General features: G+C 72.7%; 12 protein-coding genes. 8 read left to right on the top strand and 4 right to left on the bottom strand.

The window, feature by feature from the left end:
* Window positions 1–12: 12 nt before the first annotated feature.
* Window positions 13–147: a hypothetical protein gene (locus OG247_RS13705; RefSeq protein ID WP_327252512.1), complete on the bottom strand. Its 135-nt coding sequence runs from the start codon at window positions 145–147 to the stop codon at window positions 13–15.
* Window positions 148–541: 394 nt separating this feature from the next.
* Between OG247_RS13705 and OG247_RS13700 the strand changes: the two genes are divergently transcribed.
* A complete protein-coding gene (locus OG247_RS13700; RefSeq protein WP_327252511.1) occupies window positions 542–2,617 on the top strand; it encodes a serine/threonine-protein kinase in 2,076 nt (691 codons plus the stop codon).
* A gap of 31 nt (window positions 2,618–2,648) precedes the next feature.
* Here the strand turns inward: OG247_RS13700 and OG247_RS13695 are convergent, their stop codons facing one another.
* Window positions 2,649–3,512: a hypothetical protein gene (locus tag OG247_RS13695; RefSeq protein ID WP_327252510.1), complete on the bottom strand. Its 864-nt coding sequence runs from the start codon at window positions 3,510–3,512 to the stop codon at window positions 2,649–2,651.
* 61 nt (window positions 3,513–3,573) lie between these two features.
* On the opposite strand from OG247_RS13695, the gene OG247_RS13690 reads away from it, so the two are divergent.
* The 3 genes from OG247_RS13690 (at window position 3,574) to OG247_RS13680 (ending at window position 7,360) form a co-directional block, all read left to right on the top strand.
* Window positions 3,574–3,771 (top strand): hypothetical protein, encoded by a 198-nt coding sequence (locus OG247_RS13690; protein WP_327252509.1) that lies wholly within the window; start codon window positions 3,574–3,576, stop codon window positions 3,769–3,771.
* 229 nt (window positions 3,772–4,000) lie between these two features.
* Entirely contained in the window at window positions 4,001–6,130 is a 2,130-nt protein-coding gene (locus tag OG247_RS13685) for an acyl-CoA dehydrogenase (protein WP_327252508.1), read from the top strand.
* Window positions 6,131–6,172: 42 nt separating this feature from the next.
* A complete protein-coding gene (locus OG247_RS13680; RefSeq protein ID WP_327252507.1) occupies window positions 6,173–7,360 on the top strand; it encodes a thiolase C-terminal domain-containing protein in 1,188 nt (395 codons plus the stop codon).
* 431 nt (window positions 7,361–7,791) lie between these two features.
* On the opposite strand, the gene OG247_RS13675 is transcribed toward OG247_RS13680, so the two are convergent.
* Window positions 7,792–8,853, bottom strand: a complete 1,062-nt coding sequence (locus OG247_RS13675) for an amidohydrolase family protein (protein WP_327252506.1) — start codon at window positions 8,851–8,853, stop codon at window positions 7,792–7,794.
* Between the two features lie 173 nt (window positions 8,854–9,026).
* On the opposite strand from OG247_RS13675, the gene OG247_RS13670 reads away from it, so the two are divergent.
* Window positions 9,027–10,334, top strand: coding sequence for a cytochrome P450 family protein (locus OG247_RS13670; RefSeq protein WP_442813275.1), 1,308 nt, complete (start codon window positions 9,027–9,029; stop codon window positions 10,332–10,334).
* 152 nt (window positions 10,335–10,486) lie between these two features.
* Here the strand turns inward: OG247_RS13670 and OG247_RS13665 are convergent, their stop codons facing one another.
* Window positions 10,487–10,855 (bottom strand): DNA-binding response regulator, encoded by a 369-nt coding sequence (locus tag OG247_RS13665; RefSeq protein WP_327257461.1) that lies wholly within the window; start codon window positions 10,853–10,855, stop codon window positions 10,487–10,489.
* Window positions 10,856–11,151: 296 nt separating this feature from the next.
* On the opposite strand from OG247_RS13665, the gene OG247_RS13660 reads away from it, so the two are divergent.
* The 3 genes from OG247_RS13660 (at window position 11,152) to OG247_RS13650 (ending at window position 14,133) form a co-directional block, all read left to right on the top strand.
* A complete protein-coding gene (locus OG247_RS13660) occupies window positions 11,152–12,024 on the top strand; it encodes a MaoC family dehydratase (protein WP_327252505.1) in 873 nt (290 codons plus the stop codon).
* Between the two features lie 63 nt (window positions 12,025–12,087).
* Window positions 12,088–13,164, top strand: coding sequence for a Zn-dependent alcohol dehydrogenase (locus tag OG247_RS13655; RefSeq protein WP_266958368.1), 1,077 nt, complete (start codon window positions 12,088–12,090; stop codon window positions 13,162–13,164).
* Between the two features lie 24 nt (window positions 13,165–13,188).
* A complete protein-coding gene (locus OG247_RS13650; protein ID WP_327252504.1) occupies window positions 13,189–14,133 on the top strand; it encodes a 3-oxoacyl-ACP reductase in 945 nt (314 codons plus the stop codon).
* Window positions 14,134–14,257: the final 124 nt, after the last annotated feature.

Genomic DNA, 14,257 nt, shown 5'->3' with positions numbered 1-14,257 from the left:
CGGGGCCGGGGTCTACGAGGGGTCGGTCAGGTTGGTGATGATCTGCGAGGTGACCCCTACGGTGTACCACACCTCGTTCTGTGTGCCGTCTTCAAACTTCTGGGTCACGACGACCTTGGCGTTGCCGTCCGCCTGGCCCGTCTCCACCGCGTCCCAGCCGGTGGGATGGTCGTTCCGGCGGAAGGCCGGAGCCGGCGAGGAGCGCCGCCGTGCACGCGCCGATCACCGCACTGCGGAGGTGGGGGCGGTAGGGCATGGGACTCCTGGGTAAGGGTGCGAACGGGACATGCGCACTCAAGCAAGGTCCAGGTGGCGGGCATAGCGCCCATTAGGGATCCCCTCGCGCCTGCCCTCCCTTGAGGAAAAGGGTTTCGGGTGACACCTGTCCCGGGGCGGCCGGGAGGCGCAGGAATACCCGGTCGGCCGGTGGTACGGAAGCAGGACCGTGCGCTCGGCCACCCCTTGCCTTCATCACGCAAACAACTGGCTTTACCCTGAGGCGGGTTCGGACGACCACAGGGGATCACCGGGGGCGGGCAGCATGGGCAGCGCGATCAGTGACGGGCGGGATGGCCGGGACGGCCGGGACGACGATTACGTCGACGGGGGCATAAAGCCGCTCGCGGCCGGTGATCCGAGCCGGATCGGGCCGTACCTGCTCCTCGGGCGCCTCGGTGCCGGCGGCATGGGCCGGGTGTTCCTGGCGCGCTCCGAGGGCGGGCGTACGGTCGCGGTGAAGGTGGTGCACGAGGAGCACGTGGCCGACGCGCAGTTCCGGGCCCGCTTCCGGCGCGAGATCGACGCCGCCCGGAAGGTGGGCGAGCGGTACACCGCACCCGTCCTGGACGCGGACCCCGACGCCGAACGGCCCTGGGTGGCCACCGGATACGTACCCGGGCTCTCGCTCGAGCAGATCGTGCGCCGGTACGGCCCCCTGCCCGTGGACTCCGTACACGCCCTCGCGGACGGGCTGCTGCACGCCCTGAAGGACATCCACACCGCCGGGATCGTGCACCGCGACCTCAAGCCGTCGAACGTGATGCTCACCGTCGAGGGCAGCCGGGTCATCGACTTCGGGATCTCGCGCGCCCTGGAGACCTCCGTCGAATCGCTGCTCACCAGCACCGGCATGGTCGTCGGCTCGCCCGGGTTCATGTCGCCCGAGCAGGTGCGCGGGCAGCGGGCCGGGGCGAAGAGCGACGTGTTCACGCTCGGCTGTGTCCTGATGTACGCGGCCACGGGCGAGCTGCCCTTCGGGCACGGCGCCAGCAACCAGCACGCGGTGATGTTCCAGATCGTGGAGGGCGAGCCGGCCCTGGAGCGGGTGGCGGACCCCGCCCTGAGCGCGCTCATCGGCCGCTGCCTGGTCAAGGGCGTCGAGGAACGGCCGGGCGTGGACGAGCTGCTGGAGGATCCGGAGCGGGTCCGCCCGGCGGTGCGCGGCGGGGCGTGGCTGCCGCCAGAGGTGGTCGAGCGGCTGGCCCGGCAGGCGGCGCGGCTGCTCGACGCGGAGGCGGCACCGGTCGAGGAGCCGGTGCCCGCGCCCGTGCCCCCGTCCGTGCCGGTGGGGGACGCGCAGACCCCCGACCGGGGGACGCTCGGGCTGCGGCCGGAGGCGGAAGGGTCCGGCGGGTCGGGAGGGTCCGGCGGGTCCGGCGGGTCCGGCGAGCAGGTCGTCGTGGTCGTCGATCCGGCGGGCGGGGCGGTGCCCGCAGCGGCGACCGGTCCGTCTGCCGGACCGGCCACCGGCGGCGGTACCGCGCCGCGCGAACGGCGCGGGGCGCGGCGGCGGTTCACCGTCGCCGTGCCGGTGGTCCTGGTGTTCACCGTCGGCGGGGGGACGGTGGCCCTGCTCGAGCCGTTCGGCGGTGGTGGTGGCGGGGCGCAGGCCTCGCCCCCGGAGAGCAGTGCGCCCGTGACCCCCGGCGCTTCCTCGGGCTCCCCTTCGGCGGCGAGCGGTTCGCCGGCCCCGGGTGCGCCCAACCCCGGCAACCCCGGCGGCACCGAGAGCCCCCAGGCCTCCCAGAGCCCACCCGTACCGGCGCCGGACGGTCAGGCCGCCGCGGCGGGCGCGGGGAACCCCGGCGGCGGCTCCGGCACCCCGGGCGGCAGCAGCGCGAGCCAGGGCGGCGGCGGGGGCCCGGCCGGCGGAGGCGCCGGTACGGGCACCGGCCCGAGCGCCACCCCAGGAGGCTCGGGCTCGCCGAGCGGCGGTGGCTCGCCGAGCGGCGGTGGCTCCCCGAGTGGTGGCGGCTCGCCCAGCGGTGGCGGCTCCGGCGGCGGCGACGCGGTGCCCGCGTACTTCGCCGGGACCTGGACCTACAAGGGCGACTTCAACATCGGCCAGCCGGGCACGGTGATCATCACCCGGTCCGGGGCGGTCCGCCTGATCAACGAGTCCCAAATGGGGCACTGCGAGAACATCGCCAAGGTGACCTCGCTGGCCTCCGGCGGGACCCGGATCAACATCGGCTCGGCGGCGGTGGACAAGTCCAAGTCCACCAGCCAGTTCTGCGGGGTCCTGGACCCCTCCTTCTTCACCAAGAGCCTGCCGGCCGGCCTCCAGCACAACGTGGGCCCGTCGCACGGCGAGGGCTACTACTACGAGAAGTCCTGACCCTCGCTGCCGGCCCGCCTCAGTAGGCGCCTCAGCGGGCGGCGGGCTGGGCGAGGGCGAGCGTGCCCCAGCAGAGGAGGGCGGTGAGGGTCCCGAAGAACGCCGGCAGGATCGTCAGCCGGAAGACCTGACCAGGGCTCCCGAACACCACCGCGCGCGCCGGGTACTTGGGGTGGTAGGCGACCTGGAACGAGGTGCCGTGTGCGGCGCCGTGGACGGGCGCGGGACGGATCCTGCCGTCGGTGGCGGTGTAGCCGTAGGTGACCTTGCCGTGGATGAGGAGGGGCCGCGCTTCGGTCGTGATGCCGTGACGGGGCAGGTACCACTCGTTCCACACCATCGCCACCATGGTCGCCGACAGCCTGCCGACAGCCAGAACGGGGACACCGAGCAGCAGCACCGCGAGCGCGCGGCTCACGTGGTCCCCGGCGATCACCACGCGCGCCGCGAGGGCGACGAGTCCGAGGACGGCCGCGGCCATCGCGCAGCGGCCGAAGAACTCGGCCGGCTGGAGCGGCTCCGCGCCCTCCTCACCGCCCTCCTCGCCGCTCGCCTCCCGGCCGGCGGCGGCCGCGTCCTCGCGGGGCGTGACCGTCACGAGTGCCGATCCGTCCGCCGGGACCCGGCCGGCGGGGCGCTCGGGCAGCGAGCCGTTCATCGCCGCAGCGAAGGCGGCGGCCGAGGCACGGCTCACGCCCCCGATCCGGTACGGGACCGGCTTGGTCCCGGAGGGGACCGCCAGTTCCACGGCCACCACCCGCCCCCTCGCGTGCACGCGGGCGACGGCGGCAAGGGGGATGCGGACCTCCTCGTGGAGGCGCTGAAGGACCATTCCGCCGCTGTCCGCGCGGAGTTCGGTACCTCGGTCACCCAAGAGGGCGGGTATGGAGGACATGGGCGCGATCGTAGGGGGCGGGGGTTTCCCGGAGGTGTCCCGAAGACGTACGGTCGCCGCTGTGGACACGGTCTCCCAGGTGCTCGGCTGGTCCGTCGCGGTGGGCGGCGTCGTCCTCCTCCTCGCCCTCTTGTCGATCATCGGCGAGCGGGACGCGCTCAACGAGATGAGAGAACTCGGGGAGACGGGTGTCGAGGTCCCGGCGGTCCTGGTCGCGCTGGAGTCGCTGCGGGCTTCGCGGTGTGCGCCGTGGCCGTGACGGGCCTCGCCCTCATCCCCTGACCCCGCCGCCCCGTCGCCCCGTCGCCTCGCCGCCCCGCCGCCCCGCCGCCTCGCCGTCCCGCTTCCCCGTCGAGCGCAGGGCTTCCGAGCCGCGCCCGCGCCGGGTCCCGAGCCCGGCGCGTGCCCTCGACGCGCCCTTCGCAAAGTGAGAACACGTTTCAGTTCTGACCTTCCGTCAGAATGAAACGTGTTCTACTCTGCCGCGCATGGGCATCGGAATCACACAGGAACAGCGGGAGTTGGCCGAGGCCGCACGCGGCTGGGTCGCGCGGGCCGTGCCGCCCGAGGAGGTGCGCAAGCTCCTCGACACCCCGCCGCAGACGGGCTCGCGGCCCGCCTACTGGGACGGGCTGCTCGCCTCCGGGCTGCTGGAACCCCACCTGGAGGGCGGCACCCTGCTCGACCTCGCCGTCGTGGTGGAGGAGGCCGCCCGGGCGGCGCTGCCCGGGGCGTACCTGCCGAGCGTGCTGGCCTCCGTACTCCTGGACCGGGCCGGGGCCGAGCCCCTCGACGGTCGGGTCGCGGCCGTGGCGCTCGGGCCCGGGGGCCTGACCGCCGTCGCCGTGGAAGGCGGGTACCTCCTCGACGGGACCGCGCCGCCGGTGCTGGGCGCGGGCGAGGCCGACCTCGTGCTGCTCGCCGCCGAGACCGCGCACGGGACCCGCTGGTTCGCCGTCGGCGCCGCCGCGCTGGACATCCGTACCCAGGACAGTGCCGACCCCACCCGGCCCACCGCCGAGGTCCGCGCCCGCGGGGTCACCGCCGGGCCGGGCGCCCTGCTGGAACTGGACGCCGCCCTCGTGCGGGACCTCGCCTGCGTGCTGTTCGCCGCCGACGCCTGCGGCACCGCCGCCTGGGCCCTGCACACCGCCGCCGAGTACGCGAAGGTCCGCGAGCAGTTCGGGCGGCCCATCGGACAGTTCCAGGGGATCAAGCACCTGTGCGCCGACATGCTCGTGCGCGTGGAGCAGGCCCGGGCGCTCGCCTGGGACGCCGCGCAGGCCACCGAAGAACCGGCCGAGGTGCGCTCGCTGGTGGCCGCGCTGGCCGCGGGCACCGCGCTCGACGCCGCGTACTCCTGCGCCAAGGACTGCGTCCAGGTGCTCGGCGGCATCGGCTTCACCTGGGAGCACGACGCCCACATCTACCTCCGCCGGGCCCTCGTCGCCCGCCAGCTCCTCGGCTCCGGCGACGGCCACCGGGTCCGCGCCGTACGGCTCGCCGCCGCCGGCGCGCGGCGCGAGCTCCGCCTGGAACTGCCCGCGCGGGCCGAGACCCACCGCGCGAAGGCCCGTACCGCCATCGCGGACGCGGCCGGCCTCGACCCCGCCACCGCCCGCCGGGTGCTGGCACCCACCGGATACGCGGCCCCCTACCTGCCGGCCCCGTACGGGCTCGGCGCCGGACCCGTCGAACAGCTCGTCGTCCAGCAGGAACTGGCGGCCGCCGGGGTCAAGGTCGCCGACCTCGGGATCGCCACCTGGGTCGTGCCCTCACTGCTCGCCTACGGGACCGCCGAACAGCAGGAGCGCTACCTGCTCCCCACGCTGCGCGGGGACGTCACCTGGTGCCAGCTCTTCTCCGAGCCGGGCGCCGGCTCCGACCTCGCCTCGCTGCGGACGAAGGCGGAGCGGGTGCCGGACGGGGAAGGCTGGCTGATCAACGGGCAGAAGGTGTGGACGAGTTCCGCGCACAGCGCCGACTACGGGATCCTGCTGGCCCGCACCGACCCGGACGCCCCCAAGCACAAGGGGCTCGGCTATTTCATCGTCGACATGAAGACCCCCGGGATCGACATCCGGCCGCTCAAGGAGATCACCGGCGAGGCCCTCTTCAACGAGGTCTACTTCGACGACGTGCCACTGCCGCCGGACGCCCTGGTCGGCGCCGAGGACGGGGGCTGGAAGGTCGCCCGCAACACCCTCGGCAACGAACGCGTCCACATGGCCGACCAGATGACCTTCGACACCGGCCTGGAAGCACTGCTCGCCCGCTCCGCCGAACTCGAAGGCGGGTACCGGGTGCGGATCGGGGCCCTGGCCGCCGAAGCGCACGCCCTGGCCTGCATCGGGCTGCGCACCACGCTCCAGCAGGTCTCCGGACTGGAGCCGGGCGCGGGCGCGTCCGTACGCAAACTCGTCCAGACCCCGCACCAGCAGCGGACCGCCGAGCTCACGCTCGAACTGCTGGGCCCGGCGGGCGCGGTGAGCGAGGGGGCGGGGAAGCGGGCCGTGCACGGCATGCTCATGTCCCGCTGCCTGACCATCGCCGGCGGCACCACGCAGGTCCAGCTCAACGTCGTCGCCGAGCGGATTCTCGGCCTTCCCAGGGACTGACCGAAGGACTGACCGAAGGACTGAAGGGCAGTGGGGACACATATGAAGTCGTACATCGTGGGCGTCGGCATGACGAAGTTCGAGAAGCCGGAGTCGAGGGACTGGCAGTACTGGGACATGGTCAAGGAGGCCGGCGACGCGGCGCTCGCGGACGCGGGCATCGACTACGGGCTGGTCGAGCAGGTACCGGTGGGCTACTGCTTCCAGGCCTCCACGGCCGGCCAGCGGGCCGCGTACGAGCTGGGGCTGAGCGGGGTACCCGTCTACAACGTCAACAACAACTGCGCGACGGGCTCGACGGCGCTGATGCTGGCGCGACAGTTCGTCGAGGGCGGGACCAACGACTGTGTGCTCGCGCTGGGCTTCGAGAAGATGAAGCGCGGCGCGCTGGGCGGGGGCGCGGACGGCGGGGACTTCAAGACCTCGCCGGTGGCCCGGCACTACGGGATCATGGCCGCCGGGCACGGCTTCGAGATGTCCCCGCCGACCGCGCAGATCTTCGGAAACGCGGCGCGGGAACACATGAAGCTCTACGGGACCACGGCCGCGCAGCTGGCGGCCGTCGGGGCCAAGAACCACCGGCACTCGGCGAACAATCCGAACGCGCAGTTCCAGGACGTCTACACGGTCGAGGAGATCCTCGCCGCGAAGACGATCCACGAGCCGCTGACCAAGCTCCAGTGCTCGCCGACCTCGGACGGGGCGGCGGCGGCGCTCGTCGTATCGGAGCGCTTCGTGGAGCGGCACGGGCTGGGGGAGCGGGCGGTGGAGATCGTCGCGCAGTCGATGACGACGGACACCGAGGCGTCCTTCGCCTCCGGATCCTGCATCGACGTGGTCGGCAAACCGATGACGGCGGCGGCGGGGCGGGCGGTCTTCGCGGCGTCCGGGCTCGGGATCGGTGACGTCGACGTCATCGAGCTGCACGACTGCTTCTCGATCAACGAGCTGCTGACGTACGAGGCGCTGGGCATGTGCGAGGACGGCGGGTCGGGGGTGTTGGTGGAGTCGGGTGCGACGACGTACGGCGGCCGGTGGGTGGTCAACCCCTCGGGCGGGCTCATCTCCAAGGGGCACCCCCTGGGCGCGACCGGCCTTGCGCAGGCGGCGGAACTCGTCTGGCAGCTCCGGGGCGAGGCGGGGCCCCGGCAGGTCTCCGGGGCGAGGGTCGGGCTGGCGCACAACATAGGGCTGGGGGGTGCGGCGGTGGTCACCCTCCTGCGGAAGTAGCTCCGCGGGCCGGGTGCGGCGCCGTCGCCTGCGCCTCAAACGCCGGCGGGGCTGGGGTGTGGCCGGCGTCGGTCTGGCTGCGGGTGGGGGTCGGTGCCGGGGGCGGGGTGGGATGTGGGCCTGGACTGCATGATTTAGGCGCCCTCGGCTCTACTTCGACAGCCGTGGGGTGTACCTGCGCCACACATCACGCTTTACGTCCCGGCCGACACCCCACCCCGCCCCCGTCCCCGCCCCGGGCATGTCAGCCGTCCGGCGTTTGAGGACCGGGGTCTGGGGCGGGGCCCCAGGGGGTCCGGGCGCAGCCCGGTACCCCGCTTTCAGCCCGTCCGGCGTTTGAGGACCGGGTCAGGGCCGGGCCCTGGGAACGGTGGAAGGGTGGGTAGGGGACTTCGCCCCGCGCAGCGGGCCAGGGCGAGGGGCGGCGCCGCTCAGACGCGCGCAGCGCTCAGCGGAGCCAAGCTCGGCATCAAGCGCACCGCGTTGTCCCGGTTGATCCCCCGCTGGTGCGCCGGCGTCAGCGCGGGGTCACCCGCCAGCGCCGGGAGAGCGATGTCCGTGACCATCTCCGCAGGGCAAGCGGGCCAGTCGCTGCCGAAGAGGATGCGGTCGGGGCTCGCCATCGCCAGCAGGGTGCCCGCAGGGGACATGGGCCCGGCGGTGTCGTAGTAGAAGCGGAGCAGGTGGTCCCGGACCATCGCCGGGTCGACGGGCGGCGTGAGCGCGCCCGCGAAGGCCTGTACGCGGGTGGCGATGTGCGGGAGGAAGCCGCCCGCGTGCGGCAGGATCACCGACAGGTTCGGGAACCGGTCCAGGGTGCCCTTGTGGATCATGTTCAGTGCGGCCCGCGTGGTGTCCAGCAGGAAGTCGCACAGGAAGTTCGGGATCCCCGGCACGGCCACCGCCCCGGGGCCCCCGGCCGGCGCCCCGCCGGGGAGCGGCAGGTTGTGCGGGTGCGTGTCCACGACGGCGGAGCGTTCGTCGAGTTCGGCGAAGAGCGGGTCGTAGGAGGGGTCGCCCAGGTAGACGCCCCCGTAGTTCGCGGTGACGTTCACCCCTACCGCGCCCAGCTCGTCGAGCCCGTACCGCAGGGCCCAGCGCGCGACCTCCGGGTCGTCGAGGAAGAGCGGGGCGTGGAACGCGAAGCGGCCCGGATGGGCGGCCGTCACCTCCGCCGCCGCCCGCAGGGTGACGGCGGTGGCCTCGCGCAGTTGCGCGGACGTCGTGTAGCGCGCGGGGAGCATCGGCTTGAGGACGGCGGTGGCGATCCCCGCCCGGTCCATCAGATCCAGGGCCGCCGCGGCATCCCAGCGCGCCCACGGCGGCAGGGCCTTCCGGTTCACCAGGCCCCGGCCCTCGGCCCACTCCAGCCACTCCGGGGCGCAGAAGTGGTGGTGGACGTCGATCCTGTCGCGGCTGCCGTCGTCCGGCGGGGTGAGGTCCGCAAGGTCTGCGAGGTTTGCGAGGTCTGCAAGGTCTGAGGTGTCCGGCATGGGGGGACCTTATGGCGGGGCCGCGCCGGTGTGCGCGGGACGGGTCGGGGACCCGGGCGATCCGCTCAGGCGGGCGTAGTTTCGGGCCCGAACGGGGTAATGGAGGTTAGTCGGGCCGCGGGCCGCGGGAGTGAGGTGGCTGGACAGTCGAGCCCCACGAGAGGTCTGAGCCCGTGACGACCGAACCCGCAGTGGCAGTGAGTGACGGCCTCCCCGTCGGCGAGGCCCTGGCGGCCGTGTCCATGGGCACGCCGGAGTACCGTACGTGCCCCTACCCGGTCTACCGGTCGCTCCGGGAGCAGGCCCCCGTCTGCAAGCTGACCACGCGCCACGGGGTGGACACGTATCTCATCACCCGGTACGAGGACGCCCGGCTCGCGCTGTCCGATCCGCGCATCGGCAAGGACATGCACGAGGGCATCGACATCTACCACGCGGTCTTCGGGGACACCTGCGACGCCCTCGACGACAACCTGATCTTCGCCGACCCCCCTCGGCACACCCGGTTGCGGCACATCGCCCACGAGGCCTTCACCCCGCGCCACGTCAAGCTCCTGCGCCCGCGCATCGAGCAGCTCGCCGGCGAACTGCTGGCCAAGTGCCCGACGGACACCCCCGTCGACCTGATGGCCTCCTTCGCGCTGCCGCTTCCCGTCATGGTCATCTGTGAACTGCTCGGCATCGTCGGGGACGAGCGCACGGACGTCCTGAAGTGGTTCGGGCAGGTGACCCGCTCCCGGTTCAGCAAGGACATGGCCGCCGACCTGGCCGAGGCCGAGGACTGGCTGCGGAACCACTTCCTCGGCCTGGTCGCCCGCAAGCGCGCGGAACCGGCGGATGACTTCCTCACCGTGCTGATCCAGACGCAGCACGAGGACGGGGCCCTGACCGACGACGAACTCGTCTCGATGATGTGGGTCCTGCTCTTCGCCGGCCACAAGACCACCACCTACCAGATCGGCAACGCGGTCTTCTCCCTGCTCTCCCACCCCGACCAACTGGCGCTGGTCCGGGAGGACCGCGCGCTCCTGCCCCAGGCGATCGAGGAGCTGGTCCGGTTCGAGTGTTCCGTGGAGACCTCCACGTTCCGCTACGCCCTGGAGGACCTGGAGATCGGGGGAGTCGCCATCCCCCGGGGCTCCCTCGTCCAGATCGCGATCTCCTCCGCGAACCGCGACCCGGAGAAGTTCGCGGATCCGGACACGCTGGACGTGACGCGCAAGGGGCTGCAGAGCACCCACCTCGGCTTCGGTCACGGACCGCACTACTGCCTCGGCGCCCCGCTCGCCCGCATGGAGCTGGAGACCGCGCTGACGGCCCTGCTCGACCGGTTCCCCGACATGGTCCTGGCCACCCCGGAGGTGGGCCACGAGGACTGGCTCAAGGGGCCCTTCCCGGCCTTCCGCGGGCTGGAGAAGCTGCCGGTCGCCCTGGACCCCTCGCGGACGGTCGACGACTGGACGGCGCCCGCCCCCGGCTGAACCGTCCGGTCGTCGGACGTCTCGGACGTCTCGGACGTCTCGGGCGCCTCGTACGTCCTTCGTGCGCGCATCCGCCCCGCCGGTCCTCCGTGAGGATCCGCGGGGCGGACGCATGTCCGGCAGGGCCTACGAGGCCTCCGGGGAGGGCGGGCCTACGAGGCCTGCGGGGCTTCCAGCGCCGGGTCGACCACCGACTCCCCGCGGGAGGCGCGGCGGATGCGGTCCGCGAGGTCCTCGACCGGGCCGTCCCGCAGGACCAGGCCCGCCGCGCCGGCGGCGAGTGCGGCCTCCGGCAGGCCCGGGTGGGCGGAGCCCGTCATCACCAGGATCCGGCATTCCGGATCCTCCGCCAGGAGCACCGGGACGCGCTCCACCGACTCCGTCAGCGCCACCGCCGGGCGGGCCAGCGGCGAAGCCACCACCTCGATGTCGGGCTGGAGGCCGAGGAGGACCGCCAGGGCCCGGTTCGGCGGGTCCAGGAGTACCCGCAGGGACCGGGCGGGGCGCAGGGGAACGGGCATCTCATCCACCCGGCCAGGGTAGGGGCGAAGTGTCCCGTACCGGCGTAACGCCCCGCGGGGGAAGTGGGTCTGACAGAGAGTCAGGAGTCTTCCCAACTGCTGGGGCGTGCGTTATACATTCCTTCACCGGGCAACCTAGAACGCGTTCTAGAGTGCCGGGTCCCGCATACGACCTCGGTGCGGCCGACGGTGCGGACGGCCGCGCCGAGGTCTTCCAAGGCGCCGCGCTTCCCCAGGCGGTGCTTCACAGCAGGTGCCTCAAAGACGGTGTTTCCAACACAGGGAGCAGCACGCCCATGCCGATCGATGCCGCCAAGGCCCTCGCCGCCGAACCCCGCAAGGGGAACATCGCCTGGGACCACAAGGACATCCAGCTCTACCACCTCGGACTCGGCGCGGGGACCTCCCCGAACAACCCCGGGGCCGCCACCGACCCCGACGAACTGCGCTACACCCTGGAGTCCAAGCTCCACGTGCTCCCCAGCTTCGCGACCGTCGCCGGCGCCGGCATGGCCATGATGGGCGGCCTCGCCGCCCCCGGCATCGAGGTCAACCTCGCCAACGTGCTGCACGGCAGCCAGTCCATCGAGCTGCACCGGCCCATCCCGGTCAAGGGGGAGGCCGCCTCCACCGCCACGGTCGCCGCGGTCTACGACAAGGTCAAGGCGGCCGTGATCGTCCTGCGCACCGAGGTCGCGGACGCCGACGGGCCGCTGTGGACCTCCGACGCGTCGATCTTCGTACGCGGCGAGGGCGGCTTCGGCGGCGACCGCGGCCCCTCCGTCAAGGCCGAGCAGCCCGAGCGGGCGCCGGACCGGATCGAGGAGCGCAAGATCCGCGAGGAGCAGGCCCTGCTGTACCGCCTCTCCGGAGACTGGAACCCGCTCCACGCGGACCCCGAGTTCGCCAAGATGGCCGGCTTCGACCAGCCGATCCTGCACGGCCTGTGCTCGTACGGAATGACCCTGAAGGCCGTGGTCGACACCGTTCTGGACGGCGACGTGTCCCGCGTCCGCGCCTACCGCACCCGCTTCGCCGGGATCGTCTTCCCCGGCGAGACCCTGCGGATCCGGATGTGGCAGGAGCCCGGCCGGGTCCTCGTCACGGTGAGCGCCGCCGACCGGGACGACGCCCCGGTCCTCGCCGACGCCGTCGTCGAACACGGCTGAGCGGATCCGGCAGCCGAAGCACGCGAAACCCCGCAGCCGCAGACACCCAGAAGGAGCCGCACCGTGCGCGCAGCACTGCAGAGCGAGATAGGCCAGGACAAGCTCGAAGTCGTCGAGGACATGCAGGCCGTGGGCTTCGGCCCCGGCAAGGTCAAGATCCGCATCAAGGCCACCGGCCTGTGCCACTCCGACCTCTCCGCGATGAGCGGCGTCCTCCCGCAGCCCGCCCCCTTCATCCCGGGCCACGAGGGCTCCGGCGTGATCACCGACGTCGGTGACGGGGTCACCAGCCACAAGATCGGCGACCGGGTCCTGGTCTGCTGGCTCCCGCCCTGCGGGCACTGTCCCTCCTGCAAGCGCGGCCAGGGCCACCTGTGCCTGGAGGCCTTCGGGAACGTGGCCACCCCCAACTTCCAGCGCGGCGACAGCAGCATCTTCGGCTTCGCCGGCACCGGCACCTTCGCCGAGGAGATGGTGGTCCCGGCGGGCTGCGCCGTACCGATCCCCGACGACGTGCCCTTCGACATCGCCGCCCTGATCGGCTGCGGGGTCACCACCGGACTCGGCGCGGCCATCAACACCGCCAAGGTGGAGGCCGGTTCCTCGGTCGCCGTCATCGGCTGCGGCGGCGTCGGCATCTCCGTCATCCAGGGCGCCAAGGTGCAGGGCGCGGCCCAGATCATCGCCGTCGACCCGGTCGCCTCCCGGCGCGAGGCCGCGCTGCGCTTCGGCGCCACCGAGGCCGTCTCCCCGGAGGAGTTCGCCGACGCCAAGAACCGGATCACCGCGGGCGAGGGCTTCGACTACGTCTTCGAGGTCGTCGGCAAGTCCGCGACCACGAAGACCGCCTACGACATGACCCGCCGCGGCGGCTCCGTCGTCGTGGTCGGCGCCGGCGCGCTCGACGACAACTACTCGATCAACATGTTCTCCCTCTTCTTCGACGAGAAGAAGATCCTGCCGTCGATGTACGGCGGCGGCGACGTGCTCCGCTCCTACGAGCGCACCATCGCGCTGTGGCGGGCCGGCCGGGTGGACCTGGCGGGCCTGATCACGCACCGCGTGCAGCTCGCCGAGATCAACGACGCGCTCGACCAGATGCGTACGGGCGTCGCCCTGCGCACCTGCATCGAACTCTGACCCGTTTCGAGAGGAACCGTACGGATGTCACTGCCACTTGAGGGACTCGTCGCCATCGTCACCGGGGCGGGCCGCGGCCTGGGCCGGTCCGAGGCGATCGAACTCGCCCGGCTCGGCGCGAGCGTGGTCGTCAACGACTTCGGGCAGCCCGGCCGCGACGGCTCCGGCGAGGCCTCGGCCGCTCCGGCGGAGGAGGTCGCGGCGGAGATCCGGTCCGCGGGCGGACAGGCGGTGGCGCACCTGGGTGACGTGGCCGACTTCGAGCAGGCGCGCGAGCTGGTCGAGCTGGCGGTGAACAGCTTCGGCAAGCTCGACATCCTGGTCAACAACGCGGGCATCCTGCGCGACCGGATGGTCTTCTCGATGTCGGAGCCGGAGTGGGACTCGGTCATCCGGGTCCACCTCAAGGGCCACTTCAACACGACCCACTTCGCCTCCGTCCACTGGCGCGAACGCTCCAAGGCGGCCGGCGGACCGGTCTACGGCCGGATCATCAACACCTCCTCCGAGGCCTTCCTCGGAGGCTCGGCCGGCCAGCCCAACTACGCGGCGGCCAAGGGCGGCATCGTGGGCCTGACCACCTCCACCGCCCTGGCCCTCGCCAAGTACGGGGTGACGGCCAACGCCATCTGCCCGCGCGCCCGTACCCGTATGACGGAGGACGTCTTCGCGGGCTTCCAGGTCCCGGAGGAGGGCAAGCTCGACGCCCTCGCCCCCGAGCACGTCTCCCCGCTGGTCGGCTACCTGGCCTCCCCGGCCTCGGCGAAGGCCAACGGGCAGCTGTTCGTGGTCCACGGCGGCATCGTGGTCGTCATGGAACGCCCCAAGGTCGCGGCGAAGTTCGACACCACCAAGGAGTCCTTCTCCTACGAGGAGCTCGACGGGCTCCTCACCCCGCACTACGACTCCCGCCCGGCGAACGAGACCTTCGCGGCAGCGGAAGTCCTCGGCCTCAAGCACGACGGCTGACGGGGGCGGCAGCCCCCAGCGGCAGCCGGGAGTACGGATTCACACGCCGGGCCCGGGGTTCCTCACCCCGGGCCCGGCGTCCGTTCCGGCGTCGGCCGGACACCTCCGCCGCAGCGGCGAGGAC

Source organism: Streptomyces sp. NBC_01244 (assembly GCF_035987325.1).
GTDB lineage: Bacteria > Actinomycetota > Actinomycetes > Streptomycetales > Streptomycetaceae > Streptomyces.
The sequence above is the reverse complement of the archived record's forward strand: the minus strand, read 5'-3'. Positions and strand labels throughout refer to the sequence as shown.